At 51.7% G+C, this 14,829-nt stretch carries 16 protein-coding genes; 4 read left to right on the plus strand and 12 right to left on the minus strand.

The window, feature by feature from the left end; all coding sequences use genetic code 11:
• Positions 1-594: 594 nt before the first annotated feature.
• The gene (locus tag AC0QH1_RS05120) at positions 595-1,443 is read left to right on the plus strand and encodes a hypothetical protein (protein WP_324629834.1); all 849 of its coding nucleotides are present in this window, start codon (positions 595-597) and stop codon (positions 1,441-1,443) included.
• Positions 1,444-1,496: 53 nt separating this feature from the next.
• Here the strand turns inward: AC0QH1_RS05120 and clpP are convergent, their stop codons facing one another.
• From clpP to AC0QH1_RS05135, 3 genes are all read right to left on the minus strand, one after another.
• Positions 1,497-2,102, minus strand: a complete 606-nt coding sequence (gene clpP / locus AC0QH1_RS05125) for an ATP-dependent Clp endopeptidase proteolytic subunit ClpP (protein ID WP_324629835.1) — start codon at positions 2,100-2,102, stop codon at positions 1,497-1,499.
• 100 nt (positions 2,103-2,202) lie between these two features.
• Entirely contained in the window at positions 2,203-2,364 is a 162-nt protein-coding gene (locus AC0QH1_RS05130; RefSeq protein WP_324629836.1) for a hypothetical protein, read from the minus strand.
• A gap of 349 nt (positions 2,365-2,713) precedes the next feature.
• A complete protein-coding gene (locus AC0QH1_RS05135) occupies positions 2,714-2,893 on the minus strand; it encodes a hypothetical protein (RefSeq protein ID WP_324629837.1) in 180 nt (59 codons plus the stop codon).
• A 944-nt stretch (positions 2,894-3,837) separates the two neighbouring features.
• Here AC0QH1_RS05135 and AC0QH1_RS05140 point away from each other — a divergent pair.
• The 3 genes from AC0QH1_RS05140 to AC0QH1_RS05150 all read left to right on the plus strand — a co-directional run bounded on the left by AC0QH1_RS05140 (position 3,838) and on the right by AC0QH1_RS05150 (position 7,206).
• The gene (locus AC0QH1_RS05140) at positions 3,838-5,103 is read left to right on the plus strand and encodes a M16 family metallopeptidase (protein ID WP_324629869.1); all 1,266 of its coding nucleotides are present in this window, start codon (positions 3,838-3,840) and stop codon (positions 5,101-5,103) included.
• A gap of 119 nt (positions 5,104-5,222) precedes the next feature.
• Positions 5,223-6,524 (plus strand): M16 family metallopeptidase, encoded by a 1,302-nt coding sequence (locus AC0QH1_RS05145; protein WP_442957281.1) that lies wholly within the window; start codon positions 5,223-5,225, stop codon positions 6,522-6,524.
• Positions 6,525-6,654: 130 nt separating this feature from the next.
• Entirely contained in the window at positions 6,655-7,206 is a 552-nt protein-coding gene (locus tag AC0QH1_RS05150) for a peptidoglycan-binding domain-containing protein (protein WP_324629838.1), read from the plus strand.
• A 575-nt stretch (positions 7,207-7,781) separates the two neighbouring features.
• On the opposite strand, the gene AC0QH1_RS05155 is transcribed toward AC0QH1_RS05150, so the two are convergent.
• The 9 genes from AC0QH1_RS05155 to AC0QH1_RS05195 all read right to left on the minus strand — a co-directional run bounded on the left by AC0QH1_RS05155 (position 7,782) and on the right by AC0QH1_RS05195 (position 14,797).
• Positions 7,782-8,990 (minus strand): aspartate aminotransferase, encoded by a 1,209-nt coding sequence (locus AC0QH1_RS05155; protein WP_324629839.1) that lies wholly within the window; start codon positions 8,988-8,990, stop codon positions 7,782-7,784.
• Between the two features lie 211 nt (positions 8,991-9,201).
• Positions 9,202-10,380, minus strand: a complete 1,179-nt coding sequence (locus tag AC0QH1_RS05160) for an iron-containing alcohol dehydrogenase family protein (RefSeq protein ID WP_324629841.1) — start codon at positions 10,378-10,380, stop codon at positions 9,202-9,204.
• A gap of 232 nt (positions 10,381-10,612) precedes the next feature.
• The gene (locus tag AC0QH1_RS05165) at positions 10,613-11,152 is read right to left on the minus strand and encodes a Ycf51 family protein (protein WP_324629842.1); all 540 of its coding nucleotides are present in this window, start codon (positions 11,150-11,152) and stop codon (positions 10,613-10,615) included.
• 83 nt (positions 11,153-11,235) lie between these two features.
• Positions 11,236-11,727 (minus strand): Fe-S cluster assembly sulfur transfer protein SufU, encoded by a 492-nt coding sequence (gene sufU, locus AC0QH1_RS05170; RefSeq protein WP_324629843.1) that lies wholly within the window; start codon positions 11,725-11,727, stop codon positions 11,236-11,238.
• A gap of 120 nt (positions 11,728-11,847) precedes the next feature.
• The gene (locus AC0QH1_RS05175) at positions 11,848-11,979 is read right to left on the minus strand and encodes a hypothetical protein (RefSeq protein WP_324629844.1); all 132 of its coding nucleotides are present in this window, start codon (positions 11,977-11,979) and stop codon (positions 11,848-11,850) included.
• A 428-nt stretch (positions 11,980-12,407) separates the two neighbouring features.
• Positions 12,408-12,854 (minus strand): restriction endonuclease, encoded by a 447-nt coding sequence (locus tag AC0QH1_RS05180; protein ID WP_324629845.1) that lies wholly within the window; start codon positions 12,852-12,854, stop codon positions 12,408-12,410.
• Positions 12,855-13,091: 237 nt separating this feature from the next.
• Positions 13,092-13,535: an NADAR family protein gene (locus AC0QH1_RS05185; RefSeq protein WP_324629846.1), complete on the minus strand. Its 444-nt coding sequence runs from the start codon at positions 13,533-13,535 to the stop codon at positions 13,092-13,094.
• A 22-nt stretch (positions 13,536-13,557) separates the two neighbouring features.
• Positions 13,558-14,109 carry a hypothetical protein gene (locus AC0QH1_RS05190; protein ID WP_324629847.1) on the minus strand — a complete coding sequence of 184 codons (552 nt, stop codon included), beginning with the start codon at positions 14,107-14,109 and terminating at the stop codon, positions 13,558-13,560.
• Between the two features lie 7 nt (positions 14,110-14,116).
• A complete protein-coding gene (locus AC0QH1_RS05195) occupies positions 14,117-14,797 on the minus strand; it encodes a hypothetical protein (protein ID WP_324629848.1) in 681 nt (226 codons plus the stop codon).
• Positions 14,798-14,829: the final 32 nt, after the last annotated feature.

Genomic DNA, 14,829 nt, shown 5'->3' on the forward strand with positions numbered 1-14,829 from the left:
TGGGCGATACCAGGATTTACAGGGCATCCAGCCTTGCCAAATGGGTCGTGTCTCCGGTTGGCTCGGAATCTGTGTCCGCCCTTTACCGTACCCATTTAGCTGATACAAGTTTACCAGAGTTTGGAGATTTTTCCTCTACCAACTCCGGCGCTGAACTCCGTTCAGCATTGCTGCAGGTTAGGGCACGAAAAATCACCCCCTCTTGACTCCACCGTGCGATCGCTACGGATGGAGAGTGCGACGGGACTTGTTCAAGCGGGGCAACCCAACACTGGCCGCTGTTGGCTCTGTCACTAACCATCAAGAGGCCACAGTGCCTTCTCGTTCCCCTCGAAACCTGCCCTCGCGATCGCCAATAGCTAGCGCGGTTGGACGCATTTTCTCGAGTCGCGGGAGCGCTTCAAACCCGCTATTCGCGGTTCCACTGTACCTGACTGTGCTACAGCTAGGGAGTTCTACAACTCGAGCGGTGAGAAGCTTAAGCTGAGCGGTTGGAGGTGGGGTGCTTTATCTGCGGCGCTATCGGGCCGAGATAATTTATCTTTCTCTATTTTAGTTTTAAAATGTCATTTAGAGAAACTTTAACGTGAAATAATGTTGAGTGAATTTCGTTCTCGTTACCCCACAGGCAGCTTAATTTCTGAATTGCTCACAATTTATGAAGGCCAATATGTGGTGCGGACGGTGATTCAGGTGGAACGAGTCACCCTCGCCACGGGCATGGCTGCCGAACGCACCCTCGAACAAGCCGAAGACCGCTCTCGCGAACGCGCATTGGCCGTTTTAGGCATTGCCCAACCCCAATCTGCCGTGCGCCACATCTCAGAGCCACCCCGGGAGACTCCCACTACCAGCGCCCCCGCGTTCTCTACCGTTCATTTAGGTCAAGGAAAAACTCGCTCTAGACCGCCGTCTCCTCCCATCGGATCCCCCACCGGGTTTTCCCCTCCCGGGATCCATTCCCCAGCCCCCACTCAACCCCCCCCACCCCTGGAAGACTCTTCGACCACCAACGATGATTGGCTTTATTCTGCCGGCGGCGGAGCCAGTATGGAGGCAGAACCGACCGCCTCCCAAGGCGATCGGCCAACCCCCGATTTTCCCGATCGCTCACCCACCCCCGAGGATTCACCTTATCCGGAATTCGAGCCATCCTCCCAACCTCCTCCCCCAGGGGCACCGGAGAACCGTGCTGCTGCCCCCACATCACCCCCCCCTAGGCAGACCCCGGCGGAACATCCCCCCCAAGAGTCTGTGAATTTGTCGGACATTATTGCCCAGACTACAGTGGAAATCCGGCGCTTGGGCTGGTCTAACGACCAGGGCCGTAACTTTCTCAAAGAACAATACGGCAAGCCCTCGCGCTCGATGCTCAGCGAAGAAGAGTTGCTCGAATTCCTCGAATTCCTCAAATCTCAGCCGAGTCCATCCTCAGACCTGTAACCCACAGAGTTGAGAGTCCATCAAAACTCTCAACTCCGTACTAGATCGTTAACTTACCCCACTGCCACCGGGCGACTCGCAGAAGGACGTCGGTTAATGGTCAGATCGATTAGACCATACTCGCGCGATTCTTCCGCAGACATAAAGAAATCCCGTTCGGTGTCTTCTTCGATCCGTTCGAGTGGCTGACCGGTATGCTCGGCTAACAGGCTGTTTAACCGTTTCTTGTGGTACAAGATTTCCTTGGCTTGGATTTCGATATCTGTGGCTTGTCCTTGGGCACCACCAAGGGGTTGGTGAATCATAATCCGCGAATGGGGCAAGCTCATGCGCTTGCCTTTAGCGCCTGCACTTAACAAAAATGCCCCCATGCTGGCCGCTAAGCCAAGACAAATCGTGCAGACATCCGGACGGACGTGGTTCATGGTGTCGAAAATTCCCATCCCGGCGGTGACTGAGCCACCGGGAGAGTTGATATACAGATAGATATCTTTCTCCGGGTCTTCGGCTTCTAAAAACAGCAATTGAGCCACAATTAAATTCGCTAAGTCTGAATCCACCGGCTGCCCGAGAAAAACTATGCGATCGCGCAGCAAGCGAGAGTAAATGTCAAACGCGCGTTCGCCACGACCAGATTGTTCGATTACAGTAGGAATCATCTACAGCGCCTTTTTACGTTACTTTTCTTGATTTTACCGAACTGCGCCAGAATCCTGCCCCGATGCCCTCTAATCCTCCCCCCCCCCCACCCTGGCTTCCCTAGACTTCTGGCCTCGAATCGGCGGCACTTGACCCTGCTTTGTTTGGGCTTTTGTTTGGGCTGATGTGGCGTTGCGGATTGTCTTCCCCCCACGGTTTGTCGCTACAGAACCCGCCGCCAATGGAAAATAGGGCGATCGCCTCTGCGTCGCCCCAAATCATATTGGGTTTGATTTGAATAATTTAAGTTAGCGCGCCCTAGATGCGTGGCCTCACACCACAAGAACCTGGGTTGTTGTCTCGGAACGCTCGCCACGTCGAGCAGGGGGAGGGAAAACTCTTCCTCTGTAAGGGATTTTTGCCTACGCTCATTCCCATTTCTGACTGAGATTTACCCTCGCAACTCCCCGCCATCGGGTTTCTATCCCCTCCAGGATTCGCATGTTTCACCTGCGCGGGCGATCGTGCAATTCGGCAACGCCTCTGTGGCTTGGTGTTGTTCGTCTGCCAATCTCTCGACACGCTTGCCCCCTTCTCTAATATCCAGGAATGCTGCTTGTCTTCCATCGGCTTACCGTCCACTGCCACGATGGGGCGCAATTCCATCGTTTCCTTCCATTCCAGAGGCGATAGGTTGGTCGGCACCCTTTAATTCTCCTAGCTTTGATGCAACTTCAATCCCGGAAAACTGAGTTGCCATTCCTAACACCACTAGGCTGGATAACATCAAGTTTTTGTAGATGCTTTTCATCGGTAATTGTCCTTGATTAACTGTTCAATTACCTTTACTTCCTTCTCTTTGCCTCATCCGGTAAATTTGAGATTTATCCCAAAATCAATCTCTCTAGTTACTTTCACTACATCCGGGAACAAATGAGTAATACTTCCGTCTTTTTTCAAAAAAAAGCAAATTTTACGTGGCAATGCACCTCTCTATAAGGGCAAAATATTCTAGAAAAAAATACCTTCGCGATCGCCTCAATCTTTTTCTCTCGATTCATCCGCGATCGCTGACCCTTCAATCCGTTACCGGAGCGTCTAAATATCCGCATTTTACTCCCCTCCAAGGCTTTCCGCTCCCTTGGGGGAATTGCCGCTAGCCGCGATAGCCCTCTACCGAGGGTGGCTTTTTGGCTGATTTTGATGCAGCGTCGCTAGGGACTCTACACTTTAAAATCTACCTGTAACTTTAAAATATAATTATGGCTTTAGCACTCAGCCAATATTTCGCCAGGATAGGATAAAAATCCGGAAAATACTCGAAACCAATCAAAACTAAAGTCTCAAAAATGGTAAAAAATAATACCCAAAACACCCACAACCCAAAAACCAGCCTGAAGAGAGGCGCTGTATGTTAAAGATATCCGAAGATAGAGAAGAATAATTCGCAGAAGAGACGGTTTAACAATTGTCACCAGAGAGGGGAAACATCTGCCGGGAAATTCTGTAGCAATAAGCACTCACCCAGTGAAGTTTAAAACCCCACAAACAAACCAGGGGGGGGGTGGAAACCTGAAAAAATAGCGATCGCCACCGCCTCCCCTATCGCTCTCGGAGGATGGGAAACCCCGCTGTAACCCCAGACAGGTTTTTCTGAAAACTCGCCGCAGTTTGTATCGATTCTGTCAGCAAATTGAGCCAGAAAAGGTTAGGATAGCTAAAACGGTATGGAATTGGGGTTTGAGATTAAAGCGTTTGTCTCCACTGCTGACAAAATCAGGGTTTCCAGCCAACATCGTCAGGCTGGACAACGGGTTAACGGTGATTCACCAACAGATCGAAGCCACACCGGTGGCGGTGGTCGATGTATGGGTAAAAGCCGGTGCCATCCGAGAGCCTGACCCTTGGTCGGGAATGGCTCATTTTCTCGAACACATGATTTTTAAAGGCACCGAAACCCTCCCACCAGGCGCATTTGACCGAGAAATCGAGAATCGTGGGGGGATGACCAATGCCGCCACCAGCCACGACTACGCCCACTTCTTCATCACCCTAGCGGCGCAATATTTAGAAAATGGCTTGCCGATTTTAGCCGATCTGCTCTTGCATCCCGCTATCCCGGACGAAGAATTTATCCGAGAACGAGAAGTAGTCCTCGAAGAAATCCGGCAATCGAACGACAATCCGGATTGGCTGGCATTTCAGGCGCTGATGGAGAAAATTTATCAGCGACATCCCTATGGTCGCCCGGTATTTGGATCGGCCAACCAGTTAATGGCGCTAACGCCGTCAGATATGCGACAGTTCCATAGCTGCCACTACCAACCGGAAAACATGACCGTGGCGATCGTGGGCAATGTTTCCCAATCCCGGGCGATCGCCCTAATCGAGCAATCCTTCGATCGCTTTCCACCGCGTACCCCTTGTCCGCAACTGGAACTCGAAGCCGAACCGCCGATGACCGAAATTCGGCGTCGAGAACTGTATTTGCCCCGCCTGGAAGTGGGGCGTTTGATAATGGCTTGGATCGGCCCGGGATCCGAGCAGTTGTACGAAGCCTATGGATTGGACTTGCTCGCCGTGTTGCTGGCAGAAGGACGCAGTTCGCGCCTAGTCCAGGAATTGCGAGAAATGCGGGGTCTGGTTCACGGAATCGGTAGCGATTTCTCCGTGCAGCGAGATTCCAGTTTATTTACGATTAGTGCCTGGTTAGACCCAGAAAATAGCGAACAGGTGGAATCCCTGATTCGCGATCGCATTTACGAACTGCAAAACGAACCCATTTGTGACGTAGAATTAAACCGCGCTAAGCGGGTTCTGTGCAACGATTATGCCTTCTCCAGCGAGACGCCCAGTCAACTGGCAGGTCTCTATGGCTACTATCACACCATCGCCGAAGCACCCAATGCCGTGGCTTACCCCGCATGCATTCAATCCTATGATGCCGAACAACTCCAGCAGGTGGCCAACCACTATCTTTCTCCCAATTACTACGCCGTGACCCACCTCAAACCGTTATAACCCCCCATTCCCCCTCCGGATCCGTCCCGAAACCGCTCCCACCTCTAGATTCTGCCACCCTTTAGGGGCAGCGATCGCTTTTCGGCAGACCGACATCACTCTAAGGACAGTTACTCAGCGTGAATCAGAACGTGACGCAATCGCTACAAAAAAAAATCCATCGTCAAGTTTTGGACAATGGCATGACCGTCATTGCCGTAGAAAACCCAGCGGCGGATATCATTTCGGCTCGCATCTTCATTAAAGCCGGAAGCCGTTGCGAACCTCGCGAAAAGGCGGGACTCTCTCATCTAGTTTCGGCGGTGATGACGAAAGGCACCGATCGCCTCTCTTCTTTGGAAATCGCAGAACAGGTAGAATCCGTGGGCGCAAGTCTCAGTACCGATGCTACCCCGGATTACTACTTACTCAGTCTCAAAACCGTCTCGGCAGATTTCGCTCCCATGCTGCAACTGTGCCACGATCTGTTGCGCTACCCAAGCTTCCCAGATGCCGAGGTGGAACTGGAACAGCGCCTCACCCTGCAAGGAATTCGCTCTGGGCTCGAACAGCCGTTTACGATCGCCTACGACCAAATGCGGCAAGCGATGTACCCGGATCACCCCTACGCTTGTTCTATCCTGGGCCGGGAAGAAACGGTGGCTACCTTAACTCGCGCCGATCTCGAAGCCTTTCATCGTTCCTTTTTTCGCCCCGATCGCATCGTGGTCAGTCTCGCCGGTCGGATCGCGCCTTTCGCCGCAACTCAGTTGATTCAAGAGGTATTCGGTCCGTGGGAAGCTCCCACCACTGCGGTGCATGACCCGCAATTTCCCCCCTTAACCTCCCATCCTCGCCAGATGCTTGTCCCTCAAGATACCCAACAATCGATTATTATGGTGGGTCATCTGACCAACTCGGTGCGCGGGAAAGACCCGCAAAATCCCGACCCGAGTGATTACGCCGCACTCAAGTTACTCAATACTTATCTGGGCAATGGTCTCTCCAGCCGCTTGTTTGTGGAACTGCGCGAAATTCGCGGCTTGGCTTACGATGTGTCGGCATTCTATCCCACTCGCTTGGATCCCGGTCCGTTTGTGGTTTATATGGGGACCGCCCCGGAAAATACCTCGATCGCTTTCAACTGCCTGCGTAGCGAACTCGAGCGTCTTTGCACTACCCCCCTGAGTCCAGAAGAGTTACAAGCGGCAAAAAATAAACTCCTCGGTCAATATGCCCTCGGCAAACAAACCAATGCCCAAATCGCTCAGGTGTTTGGCTGGTACGAAATCTTGGGCCTCGGGATCGAATTCGATACCCGTTTTAATGAAGAAATTTCGGCCATTTCCGCACCCATCGCTCAAGAGGTGGCTTGCCGCTATTTTAAGACGGAACCTTTTGTCTCTCTGGTCGGACCGGAAGCGTTTATCTCTCAGGTGTAGAAGCACCCGGGATTGGGTTGTGTCCCGAGGAAGTGGCGATCGCGACCCGCCGCCGCAATCGAGCCTTGACAAATTAATAAATTTGTGGTATGAAAATCCACCAAGGGCTGAGGGAGGAAAAACAAAACCCATGTATTTCAAAATTCTTCAGGCCATTGTGATGGTTTCGGCGGTGTTGCTGTTGCCGATCGCCCCACCGGCGCGATCGCAACCCATCGCCCAACTACCGCTCAACCGACCTACCCTACAAATTGGCACTCAAGGCGATAATGTGGCGCAAGTGCAAGCGGTCCTCAAGCTGATGGGCTATTACGCCGGTCCGGTGGATGGGGTCTATCGCCAAAGTACCGCGATCGCGGTCTTTGCTTTTCAAGAAGATGCCGGCATCAACCCAGACGGTATCGTGGGATCCAACACCTGGAATGCCCTGCTTCCTACCACCACCGCCGAGACCTACCGCTCTCCCTTCTCCTCTCGCTTACCGATTCTGCGGCGCTCAATGAACACCGATGCGGTGGTTCAACTCCAAAACCTGTTGCGAACCCTCGGCTTTTTTCAAGGAGAGTCCACCGGCTTTTTTGGTTCGCGCACCGAAGCGGCAGTCAAATCCTTGCAAAGAACCTACAATCTGCCCCCGGATGGCATTGTCGGACCTGCCACTTGGCGCGTTTTGCTGCGGTAAACTCTCCCGCAAAACCCTCGATTTTTCTCCCTTGAATCCGCCAATTTACCTAAGTAATTGTTACTGGAAAAAAACAGCGCTTTCCACTCAATTCGTTACCGATTTTGCCGGAATATTGCAATGGGTAAACTTCTGTAAAGTTTAGTAAAAAACAGTGGGCATCCATAGAAATTGGTGCTACCTTATAAATCAGGACACAACAGAGCAACTTGGATTAGAGTTCAGTGTCCCCCACTCTAGTCCCCCGCAGGGCCTTGCTGGCCTGCATCCGATCGCAAATGTGGCACGGCAAGCGGAAAAGGAAGCATTCATTCGTGCATTTAATTGAGCCGCGAATAAAGGTTAAATGCCAGTTTCCCAAACCGCTGAGCTACGAGCCAAAACTAGAAGTCCGGTATGGATTGAGAAGATGCAAACCTCGCATACGGTTGACTGCGGCGTAATGTAAACCTTAGTTAGATTTAATCTACAAAAGCTGACCTGAACGTTCAACAATTCAAATTCCAAGACCGAAGGGTCTAGTCGCCGCCGACTAGACCCTTTTCAGCATGATGAAGACCGGACAGAGGGGTGGATTAGCTACCCATCGCCAGGGCGGCAGTTTCGCCACAGATGCCGGCTTGTTTGAAGCGATCGAGCGCCACAGCGAGGCGATCGGGTTCGGCAATCAAACTCACCCGCACGTAACCCTCGCCACCGGATCCGAAAGCATTCCCCGGGGTCAACACCACACCGGTTTTATCCATAACCATTTCGATAAATTCCTCCGAAGTGGTATCGAACGGAATTTTCGCCCAGACATAGAAGGTGGCTTGCGGGTTTTTGACACTCCATCCCAACTCGGTCAAACCGCGCACCAAGAAATCCCGGCGGGTGCGGTAACGGGCTTGGGCTTCGTGGATGTAAACATCGGGCAAGTCTAACGCCGCCGCCGCCGCCGTTTGCACCACGCCAAACATGCCATAGTCCATATTATTTTTCAGGCTGCGTAACCCTTGCACGACGCGATCGTTACCGACCACAAAACCAACTCGCCAGCCTGCCATATTGTAAGTCTTCGACAGGGTATGGAATTCTACCCCGATTTCTTTACCCCCGGGAATTTCCAGCAAACTGGTGGGTTGATAGCCATCATAGGCTAATTCCGCATAGCACAGATCGTGAACCAGCAAGATATCGTAGCGACGGGCAAAGGCGACGATTTCTTCGTAGAATTCGCGCGGGGCAGTGGCGGTGGTGGGGTTGTTGGGATAGTTGAAATAGAGAATTTTGGCTTGTTCGGCTACGCTATCGGGAATGGCAGCCAAATCGATGAGCCAGTCGTTGTCTGGTTTGAGAATTAATTCGCGAACGGTGCCCCCGGCGAGTAACGGTCCGCGAAAATGAGCGGGATAGCCGGGACTGGGGACTAAAATTAAGTCTCCGGGATTGACGTAGGCGAGGGCGAGGTGGGTTAAGCCTTCTTTGGACCCGAGGACGGGCAGAACTTCGCGCTCGACATCCAGGGTGACATTGTAGCGACGTTTGTACCAGTTGACGATCGCCTGTCGGAACCTAGGGGTGCCTTGAAAGGGGGGATAACCGTGGTGGGTGGGGTCTGCCAAGGCGGCGATCGCGGCCTCCACAACCGTGGCTGGGGTCGGACCGTCTGGGTTCCCCATGCCCAAATCAATTAAATCGATGCCCCGCGCCCTGGCATCGGCTTTCAGTTCGTCGAGGCGCGCAAATACATACGTGGGTAAACCTTGCAAGCGATCGGCAAGGGCAATCCTATCTAAAGTCATGGCCGCATTCAGCGCCGTTGAGGGCGCTCTCCTATTTGAAAAACTACAAAAACACATTAAATCGCCAAAAAGCCCCGAAAGATTTTTCTGCTACCCCCAAATCTTTCGCGATCGCATCTCTCGGGGGCTTTTTGACGCCGATACCATACTGGCACTGTCCGTTATGGCATTAATCGCATGGGCACTGTGGATAAACCCACTCCCGCCCTACTTACCCCTGCGCCACACTCGAACGGGGCGCATCCACCGATGCGGTGGTAGACACCATCGCTGCCATAAGCTGTTGCGGATCTACCGAAAAGGGCAGGCGATGAATGTCTGACCCCGAGGCGCAGGCAATTTCAGCCGCATGTTGCAATTCGCTTAGGGTAATATTCCCCAATCCCAAATCCCCTAAGCTTTGCGGTAAGCCAATCTCGCCATAAAACTTTAAAAGCTGCTGCCTTGCGGCGGTTGCCAGTTGGTTCCCTTGCAGCATTTCTTCTAGGCGCAGTTGCACGAGGATGCCATAGGCGACTTTTTCACCGTGCAAGGTGTGGTGGGCGGCGAGTAAGTGGGTTAAGCCGTTGTGTACGGCATGGGCGGCGACGGTTCGGCATTGGGCACCCCCTAATCCGCCAATGACGCCGGCGAGCAATACGGTGGCGTCTACGACTTCTTGCCACAGGGGACCACCGGGTTCGCGCAGGGCGGGCAGGGATTTTTGGAACAGGATGTCGCGCAGCACTCGCGCTTGTTGCACCGCCGCAATGATTAAGCTCTGTTCGGAATGACCGCTGCTGACTGAGGCTTCGTACCATTTGGCCAAGGCGTCTCCGATGCCGGCGACTAAGGTGCGCTGGGGGGCGGTTTTGATTAATTCATAGTCGAGGATGAGTAAGTCGGGACATTTGGCTAATCCCACATCGTAGAGAAAGGCCCCTTGGTCTGAGTAGATGTTGGATAGGGCGGTCCAAGCGGCACAGGTGGCGGCGGAGGTGGGAATGGCGATCGCCGGTAAGGAGCATCGATGGGCCAGGAGTTTGGCCGCATCTAGGGATTTTCCGCCCCCCGTACCGATGATGACGTCGGCTTCATGGGCGGCAACGGCATCGCAGAGGCGCGCTAAGCTGGCTTCGCTACAGTCGGGACTGTAGGAGGCGATCGCTGCGGTTAATTGATGGCGTTCTACCACGGGTTGCAATGCGCGATCGGCTAGGGTAAGGCTGCGATCTCCACCGACGAGTAAGGGGCGAAGACCCAACCGCGCGATCGCCGCCCCCGCTTTTTCCACTGCGTTGGCCCCGCGAATCACTTGTCCCGGTGCCACGCTTAAGGCGGTGATGCTGGAAACTCCTTCGGTGGTGTCTGTGGTGGTGTTGTTTACGGAAGCCGAATTTTTATGGGGCATACGCAACGATAGGAATTTGTTTGGGTTGGCTCTTAAAAATTAATATAGCTTTCCTCTCGCCACCGATCGCAGTTTTTTGGTAATATTTTATACATTTTTTGGATTTTTAAAGGTTTAACCCTAAATCATATCATGGAATCTCCATATTTTCTCCGCCTACCTGAAAAAAAATTAAGAATTGAGAACCTATGGGCCAAAACGCCCGCCATTCTCAATTCTTAATTTTTTCGCGTTACGCTTCGCTTTGCGAAGGTTGGGCTTCTTTGTTGGGCAGCTTGGGTAATTTTTCCGAGTAGATTTCCAGTTCCATGTCCTCGTCGTCGCGCACGGCAAGCGATCGCCGCACTTGTCCCACATACAGGGGTTTGGACAAACCGGGTTCCGGATGCACGATCGTCCGGGCGCGAATGGTCAGTTTGTCCTCTCCGCGACTAAACCGCCCGGGGGAAAATAAATCGCCGGCAGCTTGGCGCAAGGTGGCTTCGAGTTCGCTTTCGGTGACGGTGGGGGGTACGGCAATTACGGTTTGCGTCGAACCGTTGTCATAGACGCGGGCGTAGCGAATCGCACCGGGAATCTCGGTCCGGGTTAAAGGCACCAGACTCAGGGCAAATAATCCACCGGTCAGTACCGCCATAAACCCGGTAATCCCCACGAGTCGGAACCGGATGCCCCACTTGAAGAGAAATCCCAATCCGGCAAGAAGTAAAAAGGCGATCGTGGCAATACCAGACCACTTGAACAAATTAAAAAAGTCTGCGGTAGTTAGCATAAGGATTCCGTGATAGCAATCTGTAACCAATCAGAGATAAAGCCATCTCGCCGGGAAAGTCCAGAAAATGACTCCCACCGATTTTACTCGTTTTCGTTACTGACAAAGCCGTTCGCGTCGCTATTCGCGCTGGCTTCAATGGCGGCTTTTAGGGTATGCCAGCAGAGGTTAGCACATTTGATGCGAACCGGAAACTGGGCGACCCCTTGCATCACGTTGAGCTTGCGTTGCGCTTTGGGAAACTCCGCTTCCCCTTTCATCATGTTTTGGAAGCGCTGCACCATTTCTAGGGCTTCTTCCAGGCTTTTTCCCCGCATCGCTTCTGCCATGAGATCCACTGACGCCATCGAGATGGCACAGCCTTCTCCTTGAAATTTCACATCTGCGATGCGATCGCCCGCCTCGTTTAACTGTACCGTCAGTTCGATGGTGTCGCCACAAGAAGGGTTATGCCCCCGCTGTCGCCGATGCACCGGATCCGTGACACCGCGATGTTTGGGAGATTTGTATCGTTCGAGAATGACTTGCTGATAGAGGTCGCGCAGATTACCGAGAGACATGATCGTAGGCTTCACAAGTTAACTTACCTTTGCTTCGATCCTATCAGCACTGGCACCCTTGCGGCGGATAGGGTGCAAAATCTCCCCCCGATTCCCCACCCCTTATTCCCCCTACCCTCTGCCAACTGGCGCTTCTCAACCGATCGCCTCAGACAGGTTCATAAAAAATTCGTCGATTTGACTCTCAATAACCTGGGCGGGATTGTCATCTGCCGCTTTCAAACAGAGGATTTCTTCTAAATCTTCATCATCAAGCAATATTATCATCTTTTCCTCTGACAGCCACACTTTTTTTCGGGCTGCAATTGCAGCCTCGCTGGGGGGTTTGCGAGTACATAAAATCCCAACCGACCGCATGGCTTTAAAGTCTAAATAGTTGGCTAAATCGTGGATTTCCTCTTCTCCCGGTTCTCTGTCGAGGTTTTTAAATCGGTGATAATATAGCGGGTTCTAAATTGATTTTGAATGGTGTACCAAATCGGATCGACCCGCGCAATGGCATAGCTGGCTTTGTAACTGGCTAAGTTATTATCGGCAATCGGTTGCCAGATGGGGGGACGAAAGGGCGGGATGAAAACGCGATTGAAAATATCGAGGCAGAGTTCTTCATAGTCGCGCCAATGTTGCCGATCGCTGGGCAGTTGGGCAAGGCGATCGCGTAACTGGGCCGCCCGGGTGTCGAGGTCTTCAATCTGTTAGCGTTGTTGGTTGAATAAATCCAGTTTTCGCCGCAACGAAACGAATTCGGCAGCGATATCTCGATGTTTTTCAATCAATTCGTTCAATTGATTGACATCCCACACCACAATTGAGGGGTAGCGCTGGATAAATGCCGATAAGCGGGGGGTCAGTTCAAACGGAATTATCAACAATCCACAATTGGCTTGCAAGAGTTTCTTGGAGGCAACTAAATTGTGAACTGCTTGATAAACTTGGCTGATGCGATACACTCTGGCTAATTTAGATTGCACCACCCACAATTCGGACTTTCCGGGAGGATGGATTAAAAAATCCACCGTCAGGTCTTGAGCGCGTTTTGACAGGGCAACTTTTGTAAATCCTTCCGATTCGAGCAGGCGATCGCAAAAGTATTCAAATTGATGTAATGGCTCTAGTTGAGCCAACAACTCTTTTTCTTTCATCAGGGTTAAAGCGTTTTTCCATTATATCTACTCATGCAAAAATAATTGCAGAGGGTAGGGTGGGCAGAACCACTCGAGAGCGGTGCCGATCGCGCATTTGTTCTAGAACTGCCCACCCTACAAACTGTCGTCAGGGTTAAAGCGTTTTTTCATTAGACCACAGTTTCGCGCTTTTATTGTCTCAATTTTCCGCTTCGCTTGCCTCTTCCGAAAGTCAGAAACTCTGCCAGAATTTGCTTATTCCGAGCACTGGCGCAATCTGTCGCGTACCTCCATTAAAATTTTTCCCAGTTGGTTTGTGCCGGTGCCATCTTTCCCGCATCCCCAATAAAAATCGTGGGGGGAATTTTCGACGATTTCTTCATCCTCGGTTGCCAATAATATTGCCCGGATATCGGCGTGGGTTTGGAATTTTTGCAACACCGCGCGCCGCATGATGTCGTCTTTGACTTGTTCCCAGTCGGACCGCAGGGGACGATTGCGATCGCGCCCCATTCTTGCCGCATCTTTTGCCCGTTTCACCTGGCGAATGGCGTCGGCGTGGGGGGTCCCGGCAAATTTCTGCGCTTGAAAGTAATGTTCGCTGGTGGGCCACCACACCCCATCTAACTCGAACCCATGTGGGGAAAAGTTAGAAAAACAGCCATATTCGCCCTGGGTGGTGTAAAAATAAATCGTCATCCTTCACCTCTTGCGGGTTAAATTAACTGACAGCGTTTTCGATGAGGTCGTTAAATTTCCACAAAATATTGGCCGAATCGCTGAAAAATTTTACGATGGGCGATCGCAGCAGTTTGTCGAATTTTTCTACCTCTTCTGGCAACACTTTGCTCAGGGGTTGCACCACCAAATACCGACTGGCACTATAATCCAATTCCCCGGGTAGTTTCTGGCTGGCTTCTTGCAGTTTTTCCGTGAGGATTTCGCCTAACTGATAGTCCGATGACCTGACATAAAGTTGGGGGGCACTTTCCATGCCGAAGATTCGTTCTGCGGTAAATCCCTCCACGCCAATTGACACCACATATTCTTCATATTGCGACACCCAATTTTGATTGGAAATATAAATTTCTGTGGGGTCGTAGGCAACGAAACTCCAGTCATTTTTCCACCATTTTTGTTTGGTTAAATCTGCCTCGAGAGCAGCGAGAAATGCGGCAATTTCGGTTCGCAGTTGATGTTCGGTTTGCTGCAGGGATTGATAGGTTTCCCAATTTTTCGCCAGCAGCAGACTTTCCTCAGATAAAGGGTTCATGGATGTTCTACAAGTGGGCAACAGATTCTATCCAGTCTACCAAATAATGGTGCAGTTTGCTCTCGGCGATGTTTGGCAAAAGGGTGGCGAAGGCATCGGCAAGTTGGCGATAGGAAAGGGAATGCCAGGGGGTGGGGTCGCCACTGATAGGCGATCGCCCGTCGGGGGTGAGGAATATTCCCACCTGTCGTTTTGGGGGAATCCGTTGCCCTAATCCCAACCGTTGCAGTTCTTGAAATTCTCGGTCCACTTGATAAATTCCTTCTCGGTCTAACAGGGTATTGTCTATCCCAATTAAAAAGCCACCAGGCCGATAAATGGCTAAGTCCAGTTGCAACTTAGGGTCGGCAAGATTGGTTTGCACGCGATAGGATTGCTTGAATACCTGGCGCGGCATCTTTACCCCACAGTGGTGCGCCACTTGCTCTAAAAATAGCGGCGCTTGCGGGTTGGAATCCGCATCAAAGATGCAGGATAAAAACCGGGTTTGCACCGACTTGTTTTGGGTAATGTCGAGCTTTTCAAAAATGTTGACTTTGGCGGCTTTACTCTGGCGCAAGGCGCGATCGCATTCGGCAAAGGCAGATAAAAAATCCGCCATCTGGTTGTATTTTGCCGATTTTTTAGAGGCGCGTAAGGCTTTAAATTCCTCTAAAAATTGGTTCATGTTGGCGATATTTTGGGTCATGGAAAAGGGAAAATTATAATGCATGTAAAACC

This window comes from Phormidium sp. CCY1219, assembly GCF_055795085.1.

Coding starts and splice junctions, on each gene's coding strand:
- AC0QH1_RS05175 (WP_324629844.1), bottom strand. CDS start 11,979: ATGATAATATTGCTTGATGATGAAGATTTAGAAGAAATCCTCTGTTTG.
- AC0QH1_RS05165 (WP_324629842.1), bottom strand. CDS start 11,152: ATGCTAACTACCGCAGACTTTTTTAATTTGTTCAAGTGGTCTGGTATT.
- AC0QH1_RS05185 (WP_324629846.1), bottom strand. CDS start 13,535: ATGACGATTTATTTTTACACCACCCAGGGCGAATATGGCTGTTTTTCT.
- AC0QH1_RS05135 (WP_324629837.1), bottom strand. CDS start 2,893: ATGAAAAGCATCTACAAAAACTTGATGTTATCCAGCCTAGTGGTGTTA.
- AC0QH1_RS05150 (WP_324629838.1), top strand. CDS start 6,655: ATGTATTTCAAAATTCTTCAGGCCATTGTGATGGTTTCGGCGGTGTTG.
- AC0QH1_RS05180 (WP_324629845.1), bottom strand. CDS start 12,854: ATGAAAGAAAAAGAGTTGTTGGCTCAACTAGAGCCATTACATCAATTT.
- AC0QH1_RS05130 (WP_324629836.1), bottom strand. CDS start 2,364: ATGATTTGGGGCGACGCAGAGGCGATCGCCCTATTTTCCATTGGCGGC.
- AC0QH1_RS05195 (WP_324629848.1), bottom strand. CDS start 14,797: ATGACCCAAAATATCGCCAACATGAACCAATTTTTAGAGGAATTTAAA.
- AC0QH1_RS05160 (WP_324629841.1), bottom strand. CDS start 10,380: ATGCCCCATAAAAATTCGGCTTCCGTAAACAACACCACCACAGACACC.
- AC0QH1_RS05120 (WP_324629834.1), top strand. CDS start 595: ATGTTGAGTGAATTTCGTTCTCGTTACCCCACAGGCAGCTTAATTTCT.
- clpP (WP_324629835.1), bottom strand. CDS start 2,102: ATGATTCCTACTGTAATCGAACAATCTGGTCGTGGCGAACGCGCGTTT.
- AC0QH1_RS05190 (WP_324629847.1), bottom strand. CDS start 14,109: ATGAACCCTTTATCTGAGGAAAGTCTGCTGCTGGCGAAAAATTGGGAA.
- AC0QH1_RS05155 (WP_324629839.1), bottom strand. CDS start 8,990: ATGACTTTAGATAGGATTGCCCTTGCCGATCGCTTGCAAGGTTTACCC.